Source organism: Paenibacillus sp. J22R67 (genome assembly GCF_059692175.1).
In genome coordinates, this window is the sequence record NZ_JCAUAX010000001.1 from 1,210,348 (window position 1) to 1,226,517 (window position 16,170).

Genomic DNA, 16,170 nt, shown 5'->3' on the forward strand with positions numbered 1-16,170 from the left:
GCAAGATGCCAGCGTTAGATACCTATATTTAGCCCAATCGTTTCACAAGCTCATCATATTCCGGGCTTTTCATGAAATTCTCAATGGAAATATGTTCAGCCTGCGGTGCTTTATTTCGTGCACGATCCGTTAAGGATTTGTGCGTAATCACGATATCAGCATCGGATGGGATATCATTAATTGCGGTATTGACCACAGTAATATGAATGGCGGCTTCTTTCATTTTTTTTCTTAAAATAGAAGCTCCCATTGCGCTTGATCCCATCCCGGCATCGCAGGAGAAAACGATTTTCTGTACATGGTTTACAGGCTTCGTTACAGGAACATCCAAGCGTTCTGCCGCCGCTGCAGCAGGGGCTTGCTTCATTTCTTTCATTCTTGCTGTAGCCTGTTCCAAATCTTCACTTTCCGTTTGCTTCGTTGTTTTTAGCAGCAGAGCACCTACCCCGAAAGAGACGATCGTAGAGGTGATTACCCCGCTGAAAATCGGCAGCATACCGCCTTTTGGAGCCATAGCGATGTAAGCAAAAATACTTCCCGGTGAAGGAGGAGCAACCAGACCTGCATTGAAAAGGGAGAACGTGAACGTACCTGTCACACCACCTGCGATCACTGCTAGAATAAGGCGTGGATTCATTAGGATATATGGGAAATAGATTTCATGGATACCACCGAAAAAGTGGATAATAGCTGAACCTGGAGCCGAGAGCTTAGCGGCACCGCGACCAACAATCCAATAAGCTAGTAGAATACCAAGTCCTGGACCAGGATTAGACTCTAACATGAATAAGATGGACTTCCCTGTTTTGGATGCTTGATCAAGCGCGATTGGGCTCAGAACACCGTGGTTAATCGCATTGTTCAAGAACAGCACCTTACCTGGTTCGATGAGAACATTCGCCAGCGGAAGCAAGCCTGCGTTGACTAGCGCTTGAACTCCGGAAGCAAGTGCTTTGCTCACTACCTGTACGGCAGGACCGACAACTGTATAGGCCAGAACCGCTAAAATGGCACCTATGATCCCTGAAGAGAAATTGTTAACCAGCATTTCGAAACCGGATTTAATTTTACCCTCAATCAATTTATCGAACTGCTTGAGCACCCACGCGGCGAAGGGACCTACAATCATTGCCCCCATAAACATCGGAATATCGGTTCCAATGACGACCCCCATCGTGGTTACTGCCCCGATGACACCACCCCGTGTACCATGAATCATCGTACCTCCCGTATACCCAATCAAGAGCGGAAGCAGATATGTTATCATTGGACCTACAAGCTTAGCCAAATATTCATTTGGAATCCAGCCTGTCGGAATAAATAATGCCGTAATCAATCCCCAAGCGATAAACGCCCCAATATTAGGCATCACCATGCCGCTTAAGAAACGACCGAAACTTTGCACTTTCACCCGGAATCCACCGGACGATGCTTGCTTTTGTGCAGCAATCTCACTCATTAGAATAACCTCCCTTTGTCTGTTTCATGTTCTTATCGTAATGCAAAAACGCTTTCACGATCAATCAAATCAAAATCCCTTTTCGTCATGAATGATGTTGACATGATTTAAACCTACCGCTGTAGAACCTCCCGTTAGCGTGCAAAAGACAGCTGGTTGATTACCAGCTGCCTCATCAAAATGATGTATTTACTTAAGTCCAAATCCCATGCCATATACACCAGGAAACTCAATTTCTTTCCCAAGTTTCTTGGCTGCTTCCAGTGTCCAATAAGGATTTCTTAACATCCCGCGGCCCACAGCCACGAGATCCGCTTCTTCGTTGCCGATCACGGCATTTGCTAAGGCTGGATCATCTAGTCGTCCTACAGCTATAACAGGTACGTTGAGCGCATTTTTAATTTCTCTTGCCATTGGAACCTGATACGCCACGTGGGTGCCGGGTCTTCCATGAGCAAGAATTGGCCCTTCCCCGCCCGAGCTGATATGAAACAGGTCTACTCCCGCTTCCTTGTATACTTTGGAAAAGGCAATACTTTCCTCAAGACCATATCCGCCATCCACATATTCTCTTGCCGAAACACGCATGAAAAGTGGCATGTCTTCAGGCATCACACTTTTGACGGCCCGAATCACTTGCTGGCCGAACAATGGCAGATCCTTGCCGTATTCATCCGTGCGTTTGTTTGTATACGCAGACTGGAACTGATGAATCAAATAGCCATGAGCTCCGTGAATTTCAATCGTATCTACGCCAGCTTTGATAGCACGTTCAGCAGCCAAACGATATTTTTCTACCAATTGCTTAATTTCGTCCGTTGTCAGCGCGCGCGGGGTTTTGTACGTCTCGGTCTCATCGAATGGAATGGCGGAAGGCGCAACCGGAGTCTCAGCGTGTTCCGCTTTACGTCCAGCATGAGCAATCTGAATACCTACTTTAGCCCCGTATTGGTGGACAGCATCCACAATTCGCTTCAAAGGCGCGATATGCTCGTCCGACCATAACCCAAGGTCAAAATCGGTAATCCGGCCATCCGGCTCAATATCGGTCATCTCAATGATAATAAGTCCTGCACCACCAATTGCGCGGCTAAGATAGTGATTATAATGCCAATCGTTTACGATTCCGTCATTATTCCTGACTGCATATTGGCACATCGGCGGCATAACGACGCGGTTTTTGAGTTCAAGACCTTTTAACTTATATGGTGTAAATAAATGATTCATTTTTTTTCTTCCTCCTCGTTACTAGTAGCATTACCATCAGACATTGCAATATCCCATATATATAGAATGTTAGATAGAGAGTTTATTTAAACGGTATATTTCTCGGCTTTCTAAAACAGCAGCCATAAAATTACCTTCGCTTGCGTAAATAATTTGTTCGCAAAATGCAAAAGATCATCTTAGCAATGCGTTGTGTTGGCTGTATCCATACTGTAACATCACAGAGCTGCGAATCGAACTACCGATAAGTTAGGTGAGGAATAACAAAAGGTTATGGGGGATGGACGTGAAAATCGAATGGTTAGAAGCCTTCCGGCAGACGGCTGAAACGAAAAGTTTAACGAAAGCTAGTGAAATCTTGCATATTAGTCAGCCCGCCTTAAGCAAACAAATTCGTAATTTGGAGGATGAACTCGGAACACAATTATTGATGCGCTCATCCACCGGCGTGACTCTTACGCAACCTGGCCTGATTTTACTTGAACGAAGCAAGAAAATTATGAATGATCTGAATGAGATGAGAAAAGAGATTACGTTAAGTCAAGATGAGGGCAAAGATGAACTTATGATTGGATCTTGGCCAAGCATAGCGACTATTTTTTTACCTGACCGTATGGCAGCTAATCAACAGGCCAAAAGGGCGTTCAAAATCAGGGTCTTTTACAGTTTTTTTGACTTGCTAAAAAATATAGAAAACGGCACCATAGATGCCGCCTTATTTGATGATAGAGACGTACAGCATAACTTTCACACGACACCTGTCTTTAAGGAAAAATTCTTCTTATTTGCTAATCTCAATCATCCCGTATACGGAAACAAAGAAAAAGTAACATTTGATGAGATAAAGGAAGACCTCTTTGTCATGTTGCCCGAGGGATGTGATGTTAGGATGTTGGTTGAGAAGGAGTTTTCAACTAGAGATGAAACGTTACATATTGCGTTAGAAATTGAGCTGGGACAGAGCATCCTTGGTTTTGTTCACGCCAACCTCGGCATCACCATTTTGCCTGAAATTTTCATTATCCAAGCCAAAGCTACGATTAAAGCAATTCCCATTACTGATTTTGGATTAACCCGTCAAATCTCAGTTATTACTCGCGAAGAATCAACAAGTAAACAGTTGTTAACTTTATTTAATCCGAATTCTAGCCTATGAACCTATTAAATCTCGGTTCGCTCTTCATTTTGCTCACACAAATTCTTAATAAATTCATTGATGACAAGTACGTGCTTATGCTTGCACTTAAACCCAATTCGTATTTCGTTATGAACCATCATATCTTCGAAAACTATTTTCCATCTAGGCTTTGTAACGTTCTGTTGCTTAAGGATATGGGTTGGGAGCATACTCATCCCTGCCCCTTCCTCAATTGCTTTGAGAATTAAATCCAAACTAGGGATAACATGAGCTGGATTAATTAGGGGTCCCGATTTGAAAAACTCTTTCCAGAACCTTCTAATAATCGGAAGTTCAAGGCCGTAGCTTATCCACCTCTGCTCAGAAAGCCAACCCTCCCTATCCTTCAAAAGCGGGAAATCCGGTACGTCCGTTTCAATTGGTGCAACGATGACAAAACTCTCAACCATAAGCCGTACATATTCGATACCTGGCGTCAATAATTTCTGATTGGTTAAAATAATATCTACACGATCCTCTTTCAGAAGCTCGAGCGATTGTTCCGCATCTCCAAAGTACGTTGTCGTATTCAATTCCAATCCCGACAAAAGAGGCAATATGTTCTCGTTGAACAATTCCGGTGCTGCACCAATTTTGATCGTATTCATTGTTGGTGATAAATGTAATTTTAAGCCCATCGTCTTTTCCTCTAACGACTCAATTAGAGGTGCTAGATGCGAATACAGCTGCTTTCCTCGTTCGGTTGGTACCATTTTCCGTGAAGTTCGAATGAACAGCGGTTCACCTACTTCAGATTCAAGGCAAGCAAGGTGCTGACTCATCGCGGGCTGGGTCATAATCCGTGTCTTAGCAGCCTCCGAAACTGAATTGTGCTTAAAAATGGCAATAAAGCTTCTGTACCATTCAAAGTCTACCATAGCCACTCCTTCCTTTTTTTATCATTGTAAGATTTTCTCACACACACAACAAATTAAGAAATAAAGAGACATAAATAAAATTATTTATACACGGGTTAATTATTGTTATCCCTGTTGCCCTAGAGTAACACTGCGAATTCGAGTTTTGTACTACCATTATGTTAGAATCGGCATAACTAAACGTTATGACGGAAGCAAGCTTACGGAGGAGAGTAAGTAAAAAAAAAGAACTTACATGTAAGCTTCATGTAAGTTCGGCTAAATGATTTTTTTAAAGTTGTTTATAATTCTGACGAACATAGGCTCGAGTAAAACCTGCACGGTGATAGTTACTGTAAGACTTATTCGTGCTTTCCTGACCTTCAGGAGGCTGTCCGGTTTCAGCTGTATAGCCAATGACTCCAGCAGCTATCCCGTCTGACAACCGCTGTTTGATTAGCGCATTTTGTGCCCCTCGGCCACGATAGTCGGGTAACGTTGCATCGATGCCGAGCCAAGCCCAGTTGTTATCGATAAACATAGCCCCGGAAGCAACAGGAATATCTCCATCATACGCGATATATGCTTTCCAATTGGGTCGGCCAACAATTGCCGATAAGAAAGGGATCATAGTTAGCGGCAGACCAAATCCAGCTTGCGCAACTCTACCAAATTCTTCAGCATCATGTGTCTCAACAAGTCGTACATCAAGCGTAGTAGGAGTAACATGATCCTCCACAGGCATAGAATCTCTATAAAATTTCGCCCAGCCATTTCCAACGTTTTTAAAGCCTCTTGTGTTAATCCACTCATTAAGTTTGGTTTCAGGAAGAGATGTAGGAGCAACTTGCAAAGCAAAAGATGGAGCTGCATGTTCATTCATCCATGAGATTGCCTGATCCAACTCAGCCTCATTAACAGGTTTCTCAATCCCCAAGCCAAGAAGGCGGTTGAATTCCGTGATAGGTACCCCTAAATCTGCAATTCCAACGATCGCACCCAAGCGAGTATATGAAACCTTTGAGCTTTTAACATAATCCTCCGGAGCAGCAACAACTAGATCCAACCAGGCTTCGCGTTCAACGATCTCAATAAGAGTACTTACTGTATGATCAATGGTATTTTTCATCGGAATCTCCTTTTTCATTTTCATAACTAAGTAGTATTTTATGTTAAATTGAATTCATAGAACAAATCATATATCTATTGATTACTTATAAAAATATTTATGCTTAAAGACTTATTTTCAAAAGGATAACGAGGAATCATTCCAAGAAAAATAGGACAATCTCTATGGCATGAATGATCCATTGAGACAGCCCCATTTTAATCTACCAATTTATAGGATGCGTGTATTACAAAGAATTTCTCAAAATTTTCCTGACGTCATCGTTGGAAAGTGGCACATATTTACCGATTTTATTGGCGATCATCGCCCTTTCCGTCATCAGTTCAATTTCTTTATCATCGATTCCGTAGTCTGAGAGCTTAGTAGGCGCTCCGATAGATGTCCAAAATTTCACGAGCGACTCGATCGCTTCAGCTGCCAATTGGGCATCCGTTTTCCCTGTAGGGTCCAGATCGAATACACGAACCCCCAACTGTGCCACTTTCTCGGGACGCACGGTTGCGACATGTTCCATCCAGCGCGGGAAGAGAATCGCGAGCCCTCCGCCATGCGGGATATCATGGACAGCCGACACAGCATGTTCGATATAATGCGTCGCCCAATCCGTTTTAACGCCCATTGCTGTTAATCCGTTCAACGCGAGTGTTCCATTCAATAACATAACTTCGCGATAATCGTAATTGTTCAAATCGTTTACGAGCTTTGGTGCCGTTTCGATGACGGTGTGCAGAATCGCTTCACCGATTCTTTCTTGAAGAGGCGCATTGCTTGAAGCATGGAAATACTGTTCGAAGACATGGGACATAATATCAACAATGCCGTATACCGTTTGATCCCGAGGTACAGAGAAGGTAAGCTCTGGATCTAGAATACTGAATCTTGGATAAACGTGAATGGAATTGAACGATTCTTTCGCATTTTCTTCCCAATTCGTTATGACGGAATTTCCGTTCATTTCGGAGCCTGTTGCCGCTAAAGTTAGAACAGTGCCAATCGGAACAGAACTAGGCAGTACTTTTTCCTTCTTGTGCACGATATCCCATACGTCACCGTCATATGGCACGCCAGCGGCAATTGCTTTCGCACAATCAATAACACTGCCGCCGCCGACAGCAAGAATAAAGTCAAGCTGATTCTCTCTTATTAAGTTTATCCCTTTTTTCACGGTCGTTAGTCGCGGATTCGGCTCAACACCGCCTAGCTCAACAACAAAGGCGTCGATTTCTTTCAATTCACTGATAACCTTATCGTAAAGCCCACTCTTTTTAATGCTGCCGCCACCGAACAATAGCAAAATACGTTTGCCATAAGCAGGGATTTCTTCTTTCAAACTGCTTATTTGACCTTTTCCAAATAAAATCTTAGTTGGATTATGAAACTGAAAGTTTTCCATATTCGTTGTACCCCCTAATTAGTTTAGTTGACGAATAACGGCTTGTGCGGCACTTTCCGCCGATTGTGGATTTTGACTCGTAATGAGATTCCCATCTACTTGAACATTATCTGTCCAGTTCGGTGCCAATACGATATTAGCTCCCAATTCGCGAAGACGTGTTTCTAGCAAGAATGGCATGTATTTATCTAAAGTCGTTTCTCTCTCTTCTTCATCTGTAAAAGTCGCGATCGTTTTCCCTGCTACTAGTGGCGTACCATCCGACAGCTTCACCCCTACAAGGGCTGCAGGACCGTGGCACACGGCAGCAACGACTTTGCCTGATTCATATAACGTACGGATCATCGACTGAAGGATCTCGTTATCAGGCATATCAAACATAGTTCCATGTCCACCAGGGATGAAGATGGCATCATAAGAATGAATATCATCCACGCTTTCGAGCTTAATGGTATCTTGCAAATATTTGCCCATATCTAACATTTCTTGAGACGCGCCTTCCAGGCTTCTATGATCTAGAGGAACTTTTCCACCCAATGGGCTTGCAATGGTAACCTCATATCCTTTATTGGTAAATGCATTATACGGCTCTACAAATTCTGACAACCATAAGCCTGTGCGTTCAATTTCATTTATTTTATCGGCAGTCGTAACTACGACTAGAACACGTTTTGTCATTGTAATTTCCCCCTTAATCTAAGTTGACTTACGATTGATATTATTGCCTCTAAGACGGTTATTACACATCTTTAAAGCTGAATGCGGCTATATTTTTTTATATCACAGCAGCTACATTCGCCTTTTGTCTTGGCGGTAAACATACTTTAACACTCATGCACTGAGGATTGTACTACAGGTATGTTGGGGGAGGCATAAAAAAAGGTTATGATGGAATGACATGCGTGTAGAAAGGACAACCATCTATGAATAAAAATGCTTATACCATTAGTAAGATTTCGTTATTTGTTTGATGAAATTCTACGTTTTACAATAATGAAGTGCAATTTCAGCATGCAAACCTCCACGGATCGATGGCGGTTAATCTCTTACCAAGTGAGGTCAAACCATGATAAGCACCCCAGAATTGATTAAACAAAACATGATTCATATTATGAAGCAAATGAGTGACTCCTGTCCTCGTATGACATACGTGAAGACACCGCAAGTGGTTCGTTACGAAAGCGATCTCTCTCATTCGCTATTCAATCGCATTATCACCTATGAAGGCTTGCAATCCGAAGGAGCTTTGAGCGAGGTCGCATTGATTGCCGAACGTTATCAGTCATCGAAGCTCCCTTTCTCTTGGTTGAACTGGTCGCATGACAGTGACGCCGCTGTGCTGGCAAGGGTGCTAGAGGAACAAGGACTTAGAAAGTCCGGTCACTCACCTGGTATGGCACTTTCCCTTGCGGATTGGACGTATCATGCTCCAGCGATCCCGAGCTTCGACATCAAGCTTATCCGAACTCATTCGGAATTCTCATGGTTCAAAGAGATTGCGCTTCCCGCTTTCGGCCTACAAGGAGACCCGGGCGATGTATTTATGCAAGTTAACGAAGCGCTAGGAATCGGTGAACAAGCCACATTTCGCCATTATGTTGGGTTCCTGGACGGAAGTCCTGCAGGAGTTGTTACTGCCTTTCAAGATGGAGAAACGATTGGTATTTACAATGTAGCTACATCTGAACAATATCGGCGGAGAGGCATCGGAAGTGCTTTGACAGCACATGCCATTCGTGAAGGACAAGCCGCTGGCAGTAAGCAAGCCGTACTGCAGTCAAGCGAGATGGGAGTTAGCGTGTACCGAGCACTCGGATTCAGCGAAGAAGTCACCATCGATTTTTATATAGGGTAATGGAATTGCGTTTACTGATACTAAGGATCTGGAGCGGGATTATCCCACAACCAAACAAAGAGCTCTCTCGATCGAGAAAGCTCTTTGTTTGGTTGTCCTTTGCTATTTTATCGTCCATATCTACGCCCCTCGGCAACGGAGTGGGGTAGATGACCTGTCGAAACGCCTCAATATGCTATGGCTAGTATCTGTTAAGTCATGTTTGAAGTAACGGCAACCGAATTTCTACCAAAGTCCCTTCATTCATTTTGCTTGAATAGGTAATCTCTCCTTCATGCTGTTTAATAATCTTCTTGCAAATCATTAAACCAAGTCCAGTTCCCTTCTCCTTTAAACTATAAAAAGGCTCCCCTAACTTTGGTAATAGCTCCTTCGGAATCCCACAACCGTGATCTTTGATGGAAATCACACAATTACGCTCTCCGTCTTTTCTCAAGCAAATTTGAATCTCTCCGCCTTTAGGCATAGACTCCATTGCGTTCTTGATGATATTAAGAAACATCTGTTTTAACTGATTCTTATCCCCTGTGATCGGGAAGTGTGTAGCTTCATATTTCATTTGGAATTCAATATTATTTAGAAGTGCTTCGGGGGATAAAATCTCTGCCGTGTATGCCACTATATCACGTAGGTCTGTGACTGTAAGTTGTGTCAACTGAGGTTTGGCTAATGAAAGAAACTCGCTAGTGATGGCTTCAATACGTTCCAGTTCAGAAAGCAGCAAGTCATTATGTTTCCTGGAATAATTTCCTTCTTTGTATACTTGAAGAAAACCCTTTATTGTCGTTAAAGGATTTCGAATTTCATGAGCAATCCCTGCTGCAAGCTCTCCAACAATAGAAAGCTTTTCGGACTGCAATAAAATTTCTTCTGCTTTTTTGCGGTCGGAGATATCGCGGCTGATGACGACGACATATTCACTACCTTTGACGGGCTCACAACGTGATTCAAATTCTTTCCAATGTCCTGCTTTATGTTTAAGGCGAACTTCCAATGAATAGCCTTCCTGCTCCCTAAACATCGTCGAAATCGTATGATTAAAGATTTCCAAGTCCTTCGGATGCACCAACATGCATAATAGATTTGCTTCCAATTCATGGTGTTCATACCCTAACACAACCTCATGGGAGGGAGAAAAATAACTCACGGTATGCTTTTGATCCATAACCATGATCAAGTCAGAAGTATTATTAGCGATCAGCGCGTACTTCGATTCGCTCTTCTCCAACGTCGCTTCCATATATTTGTTTTCTTTAATAATTCTTAAAAGTCGATCATTCGATTCGATCAGCAAGCCGCCTAAAATGACGCCTAACATGACAAACAGGACATATTGCAGATGAAATAACGGCTTGTTCAATAAGATATGAAAAGATAGGATCGTTACCAAATATCCCGCAACATAAGCTAAAAAAAGCGCGCCAATTTTTCTGGGTTGTGAGCTGCGAGACATATACTTATGTGCTACGCACAAAATAAGCATATTGATTATCCAGCCAACGATTGCCGGGGGCCAATTTCCACCAGAAAAAAGTCTTGTAAACAACGAGAATAACCCGGTTATTACACCAGGGATCGGTCCAAAATAAGCAAGAACTAGAATAACGGGTGCATATCGAATATCGTAGGCGTATCCTTGTTGCTTGACAGAAAGCATGACGAGAATGACTGAAACAAACCCAGCATAAATGCTCGCCCACAAATTAAAATATCTAATCGGCGTATGGTGAATAAACGAACGGATGACCAGAGGCGTACTGACAAGCAGCGAAAATATAGCAATATTGACTATAAAATCAAATAAAATCATAACGCCCTCACTTGTGTTAAAATTCTATGGCTCAATAGCGCATACTTAATATATTAAACCAACTATGAAGTTTCTACCAGTAAAATAACAAGTTCTGGGAATCATATGATTTTTTTCACATTTTGTATAGAAAGTTTTATACAACCGCCACTTAATGAATGATCTAATGGTAATTTGTGCATATTACTGACATAGAAATCCCCTTGGCTCTGTAGAAAGATTACATAGCTTGCATCGGAGAGATAACTGTGAGTTCTATTCAATTTAGTACAGACATTCATACAAATGAAGAAAACTTAAAGAAGATTTTCATGCATTGTTCCGATGTTATTTTCCGCAATATCCAAATAAACAGTGAGAATGCCATCATTTTAATCTACATAAATGGCCTCGTACAAACCGATCTTCTTGACAACGCTTTTCTAAAACTAGGTTTTGAAGGCACTCCACATGGATTCGGAGACTTGGAAACATTCGGAAAAATCTTAACCCAGCAAATTATGGCTGTTGCGGAAACAACCTTTGCAACAAATATGCAAGCCATAGTTAATGGCGTTTTGAACGCAAACATTGCGATTGTAATCAACGGTGAAGCCCATGCGCTTCTTGCAGTGTTAAAGGGATTCAAGTCACGAGCTGTCGAAGAACCAAACATCGAGTATTCGATTCGCGGGCCGAAAGAAAGTTTCACGGAATCATTAATCATTAATACTAGTTTATTACGCAGAAAGATTCGGAGTCCGAAGCTGAAATTACGAACACTCACGATTGGAGAGCTGACAAGAACGGAAGTATTAATCGCTTATGTCGAAGGTCTTGCCCAGGATGTAATTATCAATGAAGTACTTGCGCGAGTCGAACGAATTCGGACTGATGCCATATTGGATACAAACTACATCCAAGAACTTATTGAAGATTCACCTTTTTCACCGTTTCCTCTCATACAGAATACGGAACGCCCGGATATCGTTGCATCAAGCTTGTTGGAAGGTAAAGTCGCCATTATTGAGGATGGAACCCCTACTGTATTAATCATGCCAATGACAATTTGGTCGGGATTACAGACGCCAGATGATTACTATGAAAGGTATATCTATACAAGCGTTGTTCGATTACTTCGTTTTATGATGGTTTTAATTTCGCTGTTCTTGCCCGCCATTTACGTTGCCGTTTCCACTTACCATTCTCAATTAATCCCAACTAATTTGTTGTTTAATATCATCAACGCCAGAGAAGGAATTCCATTTTCCGCTGTAGGTGAAGCATTGATCATGGAATTTATGTTCGAAGTATTGCGTGAAGCGAGCAACAGGCTCCCCAAACAAGTGGGTTCTGCTGTAAGTATAGTCGGTGCTCTCGTCATCGGACAAGCAGCCGTTCAAGCTGGTATTGTATCTGCACCGATGGTCATCGTTGTGGCTACTACGGGTATTGCTTCGTTTACCATTCCCAGATATAGCATGGGGTTTGCTTTTAGACTACTTCGTTTCCCCATATTAATTTTAGGAGGCATCTTTGGTCTTTATGGTGTTATTTTGGGGGTCTTGACTCTTGTCATTCATTTAGTTTCCCTTCAATCTTTTGGAGTTCCCTACCTTAGCACGGGTACGTCAGGCGCCGTATACGGTCTAAAGGATACTCTGATTCGCGCCCCTCGATGGAGTTTTAAGAGGGCAAGTTTACTAAAAACCAAAAAAACAAGAGATTCGGAGTAAGACCAAAATGATCAAAAAAACAAGATGCTTCTTCATCGTGTCTGCTTGCTTGGTTCTCACAACGGGATGTTGGGACCGCTTAGAGGTAAACGATGCGGCTATCGTCGTAGGCTCGGGGGTCGATCTTGCCAAAGATAATGAAATTTCGGTAACGGCTCAGTTTAAACAGCCGGTAAGAAGTACACAGGGGGAAATTGGTCAGAACTATTTTTCGGCACATGCTACAGGAAAAAATGTTACTGATGCCATGAAAAACATGCAAGCAGAGATCTCTAGACGAATTATTCGAGGACAAAGACAAATTGTTTTTGTTGGTGAAGATTTAGCTAGAAAAGGCCTTTTCGATTTATTAGATTCTACAAGCCGGAATCCGGAGTCCAAGCTGCGAATTGATGTTATGGTCGTTCAGGGAGGGACAGCCGAACAGGTACTCAAACGAAAATATCCACTAGAACCCGTTTCTGCTATCGCTGCATTAAAAGAAAAAATGGCTTTTGGGATGGAAGGAAACACCTCACTAAGGGATTTTCTCGTTTCCGCTTCAACCGTTGGAAGCAGTCCGACTTTAGAAGCATTACAAATCATTTCAAATGATGCCCAGAGTCAATATGTAGAGTTGAAGGAAGAGAAAGTTGGATTTCGACTTACCGGTTCTGCCATTTTTAACAAAGAATTAAAATTGGTCGGTTTTTTAAATCTGGAAGAGAGTAAAATTTTCAACTGGATTAAGCAGGAGTTGAAAAGCCAAACGATCACGATTACTAAGCCGAATATGGGGAGATTTAGTTTCATTTGTTCTCATTTACAAAGTAAAATTCGACCAGACATAAACGGGGATCGCATCAAATTCCATTTAACTCTGGAAGGATCCGGTGCTATTTTGGAAAATTCTATCCCTATTGATCTAAACCAAACTAAAAATTTAAGTGAATTTGAAGATACTCTTAATCAAGAAACCCAAAAAAACGTAATAAAGATGGTTAAAAAAGTCCAGCATGTTTACGGGACTGATATTTTTGGTTTTGGTGAATCCATTCATAAAAAATACCCGCAAACTTGGAAATCCCTAAAAAATGACTGGGATCCCACTTTTGCTGATGCAGAAGTTGACGTTAAAGTAAAATTGGTCGTGAAACGAATAGGGACAACAGGCCCATCTTTACATTTGAAAAAAGGTGAATTTATTAAATGAACTTGACGGGCAGACAATTTTTTTGGGTTCTCATTTCTTTTCAAACCGGAAATATGCTTTTACTTACCCTATCCCCCAATATTAAAGAGGCTCAACAGGATGCATGGATAGCAAGCATTCTTGCTGGAGTCTTAGGACTCCTTATTGCCTATGTATCCACGAAGCTAAGTTTACTTTTCCCAAGGCAATCCATTGTGCAATACAGTCAAGTCATTTTAGGAAAATGGTTGGGAAGGCTAATTATGATTCCTTACTTTATTCAATGGTATTCCGTTCTTGGCGTTATTCTGAGGGAAGTTGGCGATTTCGTTAATTCAACTTTCCTTCCTAAGACCCCGACATGGATTATTATTGTTACATTGATTATTTTGCTCATTTATATTAATTATGTGGGTGGGATAGAAAGCATCGGACGAACCAGTGAATTGTTCGGCCCCATTATTGTTATTATGATATTTTTTACACTTCCATTAATCCTCCCTGTAATAGACTGGACTAGAATACTACCCATATTTAGGGATACAGGGGTCGTACATATTACCAAAGGGGCATTAACACCCTTATCATTTTTTGGAGAAGTCTGTATGGTAACCATGCTTGTTTCCTTTATGAAACAGCCCCTGGGCGCACCCATTCGAGCCATTGTAGGACTTGGTATCGTATGTTTCCTACTGGTTGTATCCAGTCTCTTAGTCATCATGACATTTGGTCCAGGATTATCAGAAAAAATGACTCATCCGTTTTTTGATATGATTCGATTCATTTCCATTGGAGGTTTTCTTCAAAATATCGATTTGGTCATCGAATTAATTTGGATTATCAGCGTTTTTATTAAAATGTCACTCTATTTTTTTATGAGCTGCTATGGAACAGCACAGTGGTTAAATATGAAAAAATGGAAAACACTCATTTGGTTCATTGCACCAATCGCATTGATTCAGTCATTATTGTATCCAGATGTAACAGTTTCCAATGTGGGGTATGTCATGAAATATTGGCTTCCTATTGCTTTACCAGTCAACATGATAGGAATTCCTTTGTTTTTATGGATCATAGCTAAGTTTCGCAAAAAGATTACCGCACGTTTTCCTTCAACTTAACTCCTCATTAGGAGGATGCAGGGCTGCCCTGCATCCTGCGCTTTCTAGCTTTAACCGATAATACGCAACTAACAAACAAGACTAAGCTCGCCAGCGTATACGGATAATTGACATCCAAGTCTAATAAAAAGCCAGCGGCAATTGGCCCAGCAATATTGCCAAGACTAGTAAAGGCAGAATTCAAGCCGGCAACATAGCCTTGCTGATCCTTAGCGACCATGGACAATTGGGTACTGATTGCTGGCCGTAAAATATCAATCGCCAAAAATACAACAAAGGTAACAGCAAATATCATCCAGAATTGGTGAACGAAAAGCGTCAGCAGAATAAACAATCCAGCAAAGAAAAGACAAAGAGAAATGACGCGTTGCTCCCCAAAACGATTCAATATCCAGCTAAAGGCTGTAACTTGAACTACGGCGCCAGCTATGGAACCGAACGTTATGATAAAGGCGATATCCTTTGGCTGAAAACCAAATTTCCGATCCACAAATAGTCCATAAATTGTTTCATAATTAGCAAGTCCGAATGACATAACAAAAACGATGACTAAACTTAAAAAATAGGGCTCTCTGTATGCGTACCTTAATTGTGAAACAAGCCCTCTTCGTTCAACAGTGCTAGATGGAGTATCTGATATAATTTCTTTTGTAGGACGCGACTCCCGAAGGATAAATAGTGTGATACATGCCGCGAAAAGCCCCGCAGCCGCAGCAGAATAAAAGGGTACACGGATACCAAATTCAGCAATATAACCGCCTATACCCGGTCCAATAATAAAGCCCGTTGTAATTGCTGCTGTAATATACCCCATCCCTGCTGCACGTTCTTCCTTTGTCGTAATATCTGCTGCGTAAGCCATAACGGCCGGCATTATCATTGCTGCACTGATACCGCCTAGCATCCTCGAAGCAAAGAGCAGGGCAGTCGAACTTGCTAATCCAAAGATTGCCTCAGAGACGGCGAACACAATCATTCCGGAGACAATCATTCTTTTTCTGCCTATGGAATCGGCCAAACGGCCGGCTAATGGCGAACAAAGCAGCTGCGTCAGCGAAAAAGAGGCGATCAACAAGCCGATAGTCCCTCCTGTGATGCCTAGACTGTCCATGAATTTAGGCATAATCGGGATAACAAGTCCTATTCCCGAAAAGACTAGAAAAAGATTAAACATGAGTACTAATAAAGCTCCTTGATGTCTTGTTAATAATGTCATTTATTATTCCTCCTATCATCGAATAATACTGAATATATAT

13 protein-coding genes are annotated in these 16,170 nt (G+C 41.9%); 5 read left to right on the forward strand and 8 right to left on the reverse strand.

The window, feature by feature from the left end; all coding sequences use genetic code 11:
• Window positions 1-28 precede the first annotated feature (28 nt).
• On the reverse strand, window positions 29-1,459 hold the full coding sequence (locus AC58VC_RS05425; RefSeq protein WP_497367786.1) for a PTS mannitol transporter subunit IIBC: 1,431 nt from the start codon (window positions 1,457-1,459) through the stop codon (window positions 29-31).
• 189 nt (window positions 1,460-1,648) lie between these two features.
• Window positions 1,649-2,686: an NADH:flavin oxidoreductase/NADH oxidase gene (locus AC58VC_RS05430; protein WP_497367787.1), complete on the reverse strand. Its 1,038-nt coding sequence runs from the start codon at window positions 2,684-2,686 to the stop codon at window positions 1,649-1,651.
• Between the two features lie 286 nt (window positions 2,687-2,972).
• Here AC58VC_RS05430 and AC58VC_RS05435 point away from each other — a divergent pair, with 286 nt between their 5' ends.
• The gene (locus AC58VC_RS05435) at window positions 2,973-3,842 is read left to right on the forward strand and encodes a LysR family transcriptional regulator (RefSeq protein WP_497367788.1); all 870 of its coding nucleotides are present in this window, start codon (window positions 2,973-2,975) and stop codon (window positions 3,840-3,842) included.
• 5 nt (window positions 3,843-3,847) lie between these two features.
• Here the strand turns inward: AC58VC_RS05435 and AC58VC_RS05440 are convergent, their stop codons facing one another.
• The 4 genes from AC58VC_RS05440 to AC58VC_RS05455 all read right to left on the reverse strand — a co-directional run bounded on the left by AC58VC_RS05440 (window position 3,848) and on the right by AC58VC_RS05455 (window position 7,920).
• Window positions 3,848-4,741, reverse strand: coding sequence for a LysR family transcriptional regulator (locus AC58VC_RS05440; protein WP_497367789.1), 894 nt, complete (start codon window positions 4,739-4,741; stop codon window positions 3,848-3,850).
• Window positions 4,742-5,012: 271 nt separating this feature from the next.
• Window positions 5,013-5,849 carry a GNAT family N-acetyltransferase gene (locus AC58VC_RS05445; protein ID WP_497367790.1) on the reverse strand — a complete coding sequence of 279 codons (837 nt, stop codon included), beginning with the start codon at window positions 5,847-5,849 and terminating at the stop codon, window positions 5,013-5,015.
• Between the two features lie 226 nt (window positions 5,850-6,075).
• Window positions 6,076-7,242 carry an iron-containing alcohol dehydrogenase gene (locus AC58VC_RS05450; protein ID WP_497367791.1) on the reverse strand — a complete coding sequence of 389 codons (1,167 nt, stop codon included), beginning with the start codon at window positions 7,240-7,242 and terminating at the stop codon, window positions 6,076-6,078.
• An 18-nt stretch (window positions 7,243-7,260) separates the two neighbouring features.
• Complete coding sequence (locus AC58VC_RS05455; protein ID WP_497367792.1) at window positions 7,261-7,920, reverse strand: type 1 glutamine amidotransferase domain-containing protein; 660 nt, start codon at window positions 7,918-7,920, stop codon at window positions 7,261-7,263.
• Between the two features lie 388 nt (window positions 7,921-8,308).
• Here AC58VC_RS05455 and AC58VC_RS05460 point away from each other — a divergent pair, with 388 nt between their 5' ends.
• Window positions 8,309-9,097 (forward strand): GNAT family N-acetyltransferase, encoded by a 789-nt coding sequence (locus tag AC58VC_RS05460; protein ID WP_497367793.1) that lies wholly within the window; start codon window positions 8,309-8,311, stop codon window positions 9,095-9,097.
• Between the two features lie 196 nt (window positions 9,098-9,293).
• Here the strand turns inward: AC58VC_RS05460 and AC58VC_RS05465 are convergent, their stop codons facing one another.
• Entirely contained in the window at window positions 9,294-10,907 is a 1,614-nt protein-coding gene (locus tag AC58VC_RS05465) for an ATP-binding protein (protein ID WP_497367794.1), read from the reverse strand.
• A gap of 248 nt (window positions 10,908-11,155) precedes the next feature.
• On the opposite strand from AC58VC_RS05465, the gene AC58VC_RS05470 reads away from it, so the two are divergent.
• From AC58VC_RS05470 to AC58VC_RS05480, 3 genes are read left to right on the forward strand one after another with little or no spacing between them, the layout of a single operon-like run.
• Window positions 11,156-12,622, forward strand: a complete 1,467-nt coding sequence (locus AC58VC_RS05470) for a spore germination protein (RefSeq protein WP_497367795.1) — start codon at window positions 11,156-11,158, stop codon at window positions 12,620-12,622.
• Window positions 12,623-12,629: 7 nt separating this feature from the next.
• Window positions 12,630-13,814 carry a Ger(x)C family spore germination protein gene (locus tag AC58VC_RS05475; RefSeq protein ID WP_497367796.1) on the forward strand — a complete coding sequence of 395 codons (1,185 nt, stop codon included), beginning with the start codon at window positions 12,630-12,632 and terminating at the stop codon, window positions 13,812-13,814.
• The gene (locus AC58VC_RS05480) at window positions 13,811-14,914 is read left to right on the forward strand and encodes a GerAB/ArcD/ProY family transporter (protein WP_497367797.1); all 1,104 of its coding nucleotides are present in this window, start codon (window positions 13,811-13,813) and stop codon (window positions 14,912-14,914) included. Before AC58VC_RS05475 ends, AC58VC_RS05480 begins: the two co-directional genes overlap by 4 nt.
• A gap of 7 nt (window positions 14,915-14,921) precedes the next feature.
• On the opposite strand, the gene AC58VC_RS05485 is transcribed toward AC58VC_RS05480, so the two are convergent.
• Entirely contained in the window at window positions 14,922-16,130 is a 1,209-nt protein-coding gene (locus AC58VC_RS05485) for an MFS transporter (protein WP_497367798.1), read from the reverse strand.
• Between the last annotated feature and the right edge of the window lie 40 nt (window positions 16,131-16,170).

Bases quoted from the DNA above. Each gene is read 5' to 3' on its own strand.
- AC58VC_RS05425 (WP_497367786.1), bottom strand. From the start codon at position 1,459: ATGAGTGAGATTGCTGCACAAAAGCAAGCATCGTCCGGTGGATTCCGG.
- AC58VC_RS05430 (WP_497367787.1), bottom strand. From the start codon at position 2,686: ATGAATCATTTATTTACACCATATAAGTTAAAAGGTCTTGAACTCAAA.
- AC58VC_RS05440 (WP_497367789.1), bottom strand. From the start codon at position 4,741: ATGGTAGACTTTGAATGGTACAGAAGCTTTATTGCCATTTTTAAGCAC.
- AC58VC_RS05445 (WP_497367790.1), bottom strand. From the start codon at position 5,849: ATGAAAAATACCATTGATCATACAGTAAGTACTCTTATTGAGATCGTT.
- AC58VC_RS05450 (WP_497367791.1), bottom strand. From the start codon at position 7,242: ATGGAAAACTTTCAGTTTCATAATCCAACTAAGATTTTATTTGGAAAA.
- AC58VC_RS05455 (WP_497367792.1), bottom strand. From the start codon at position 7,920: ATGACAAAACGTGTTCTAGTCGTAGTTACGACTGCCGATAAAATAAAT.
- AC58VC_RS05460 (WP_497367793.1), top strand. From the start codon at position 8,309: ATGATAAGCACCCCAGAATTGATTAAACAAAACATGATTCATATTATG.
- AC58VC_RS05465 (WP_497367794.1), bottom strand. From the start codon at position 10,907: ATGATTTTATTTGATTTTATAGTCAATATTGCTATATTTTCGCTGCTT.
- AC58VC_RS05475 (WP_497367796.1), top strand. From the start codon at position 12,630: ATGATCAAAAAAACAAGATGCTTCTTCATCGTGTCTGCTTGCTTGGTT.
- AC58VC_RS05480 (WP_497367797.1), top strand. From the start codon at position 13,811: ATGAACTTGACGGGCAGACAATTTTTTTGGGTTCTCATTTCTTTTCAA.
- AC58VC_RS05485 (WP_497367798.1), bottom strand. From the start codon at position 16,130: ATGACATTATTAACAAGACATCAAGGAGCTTTATTAGTACTCATGTTT.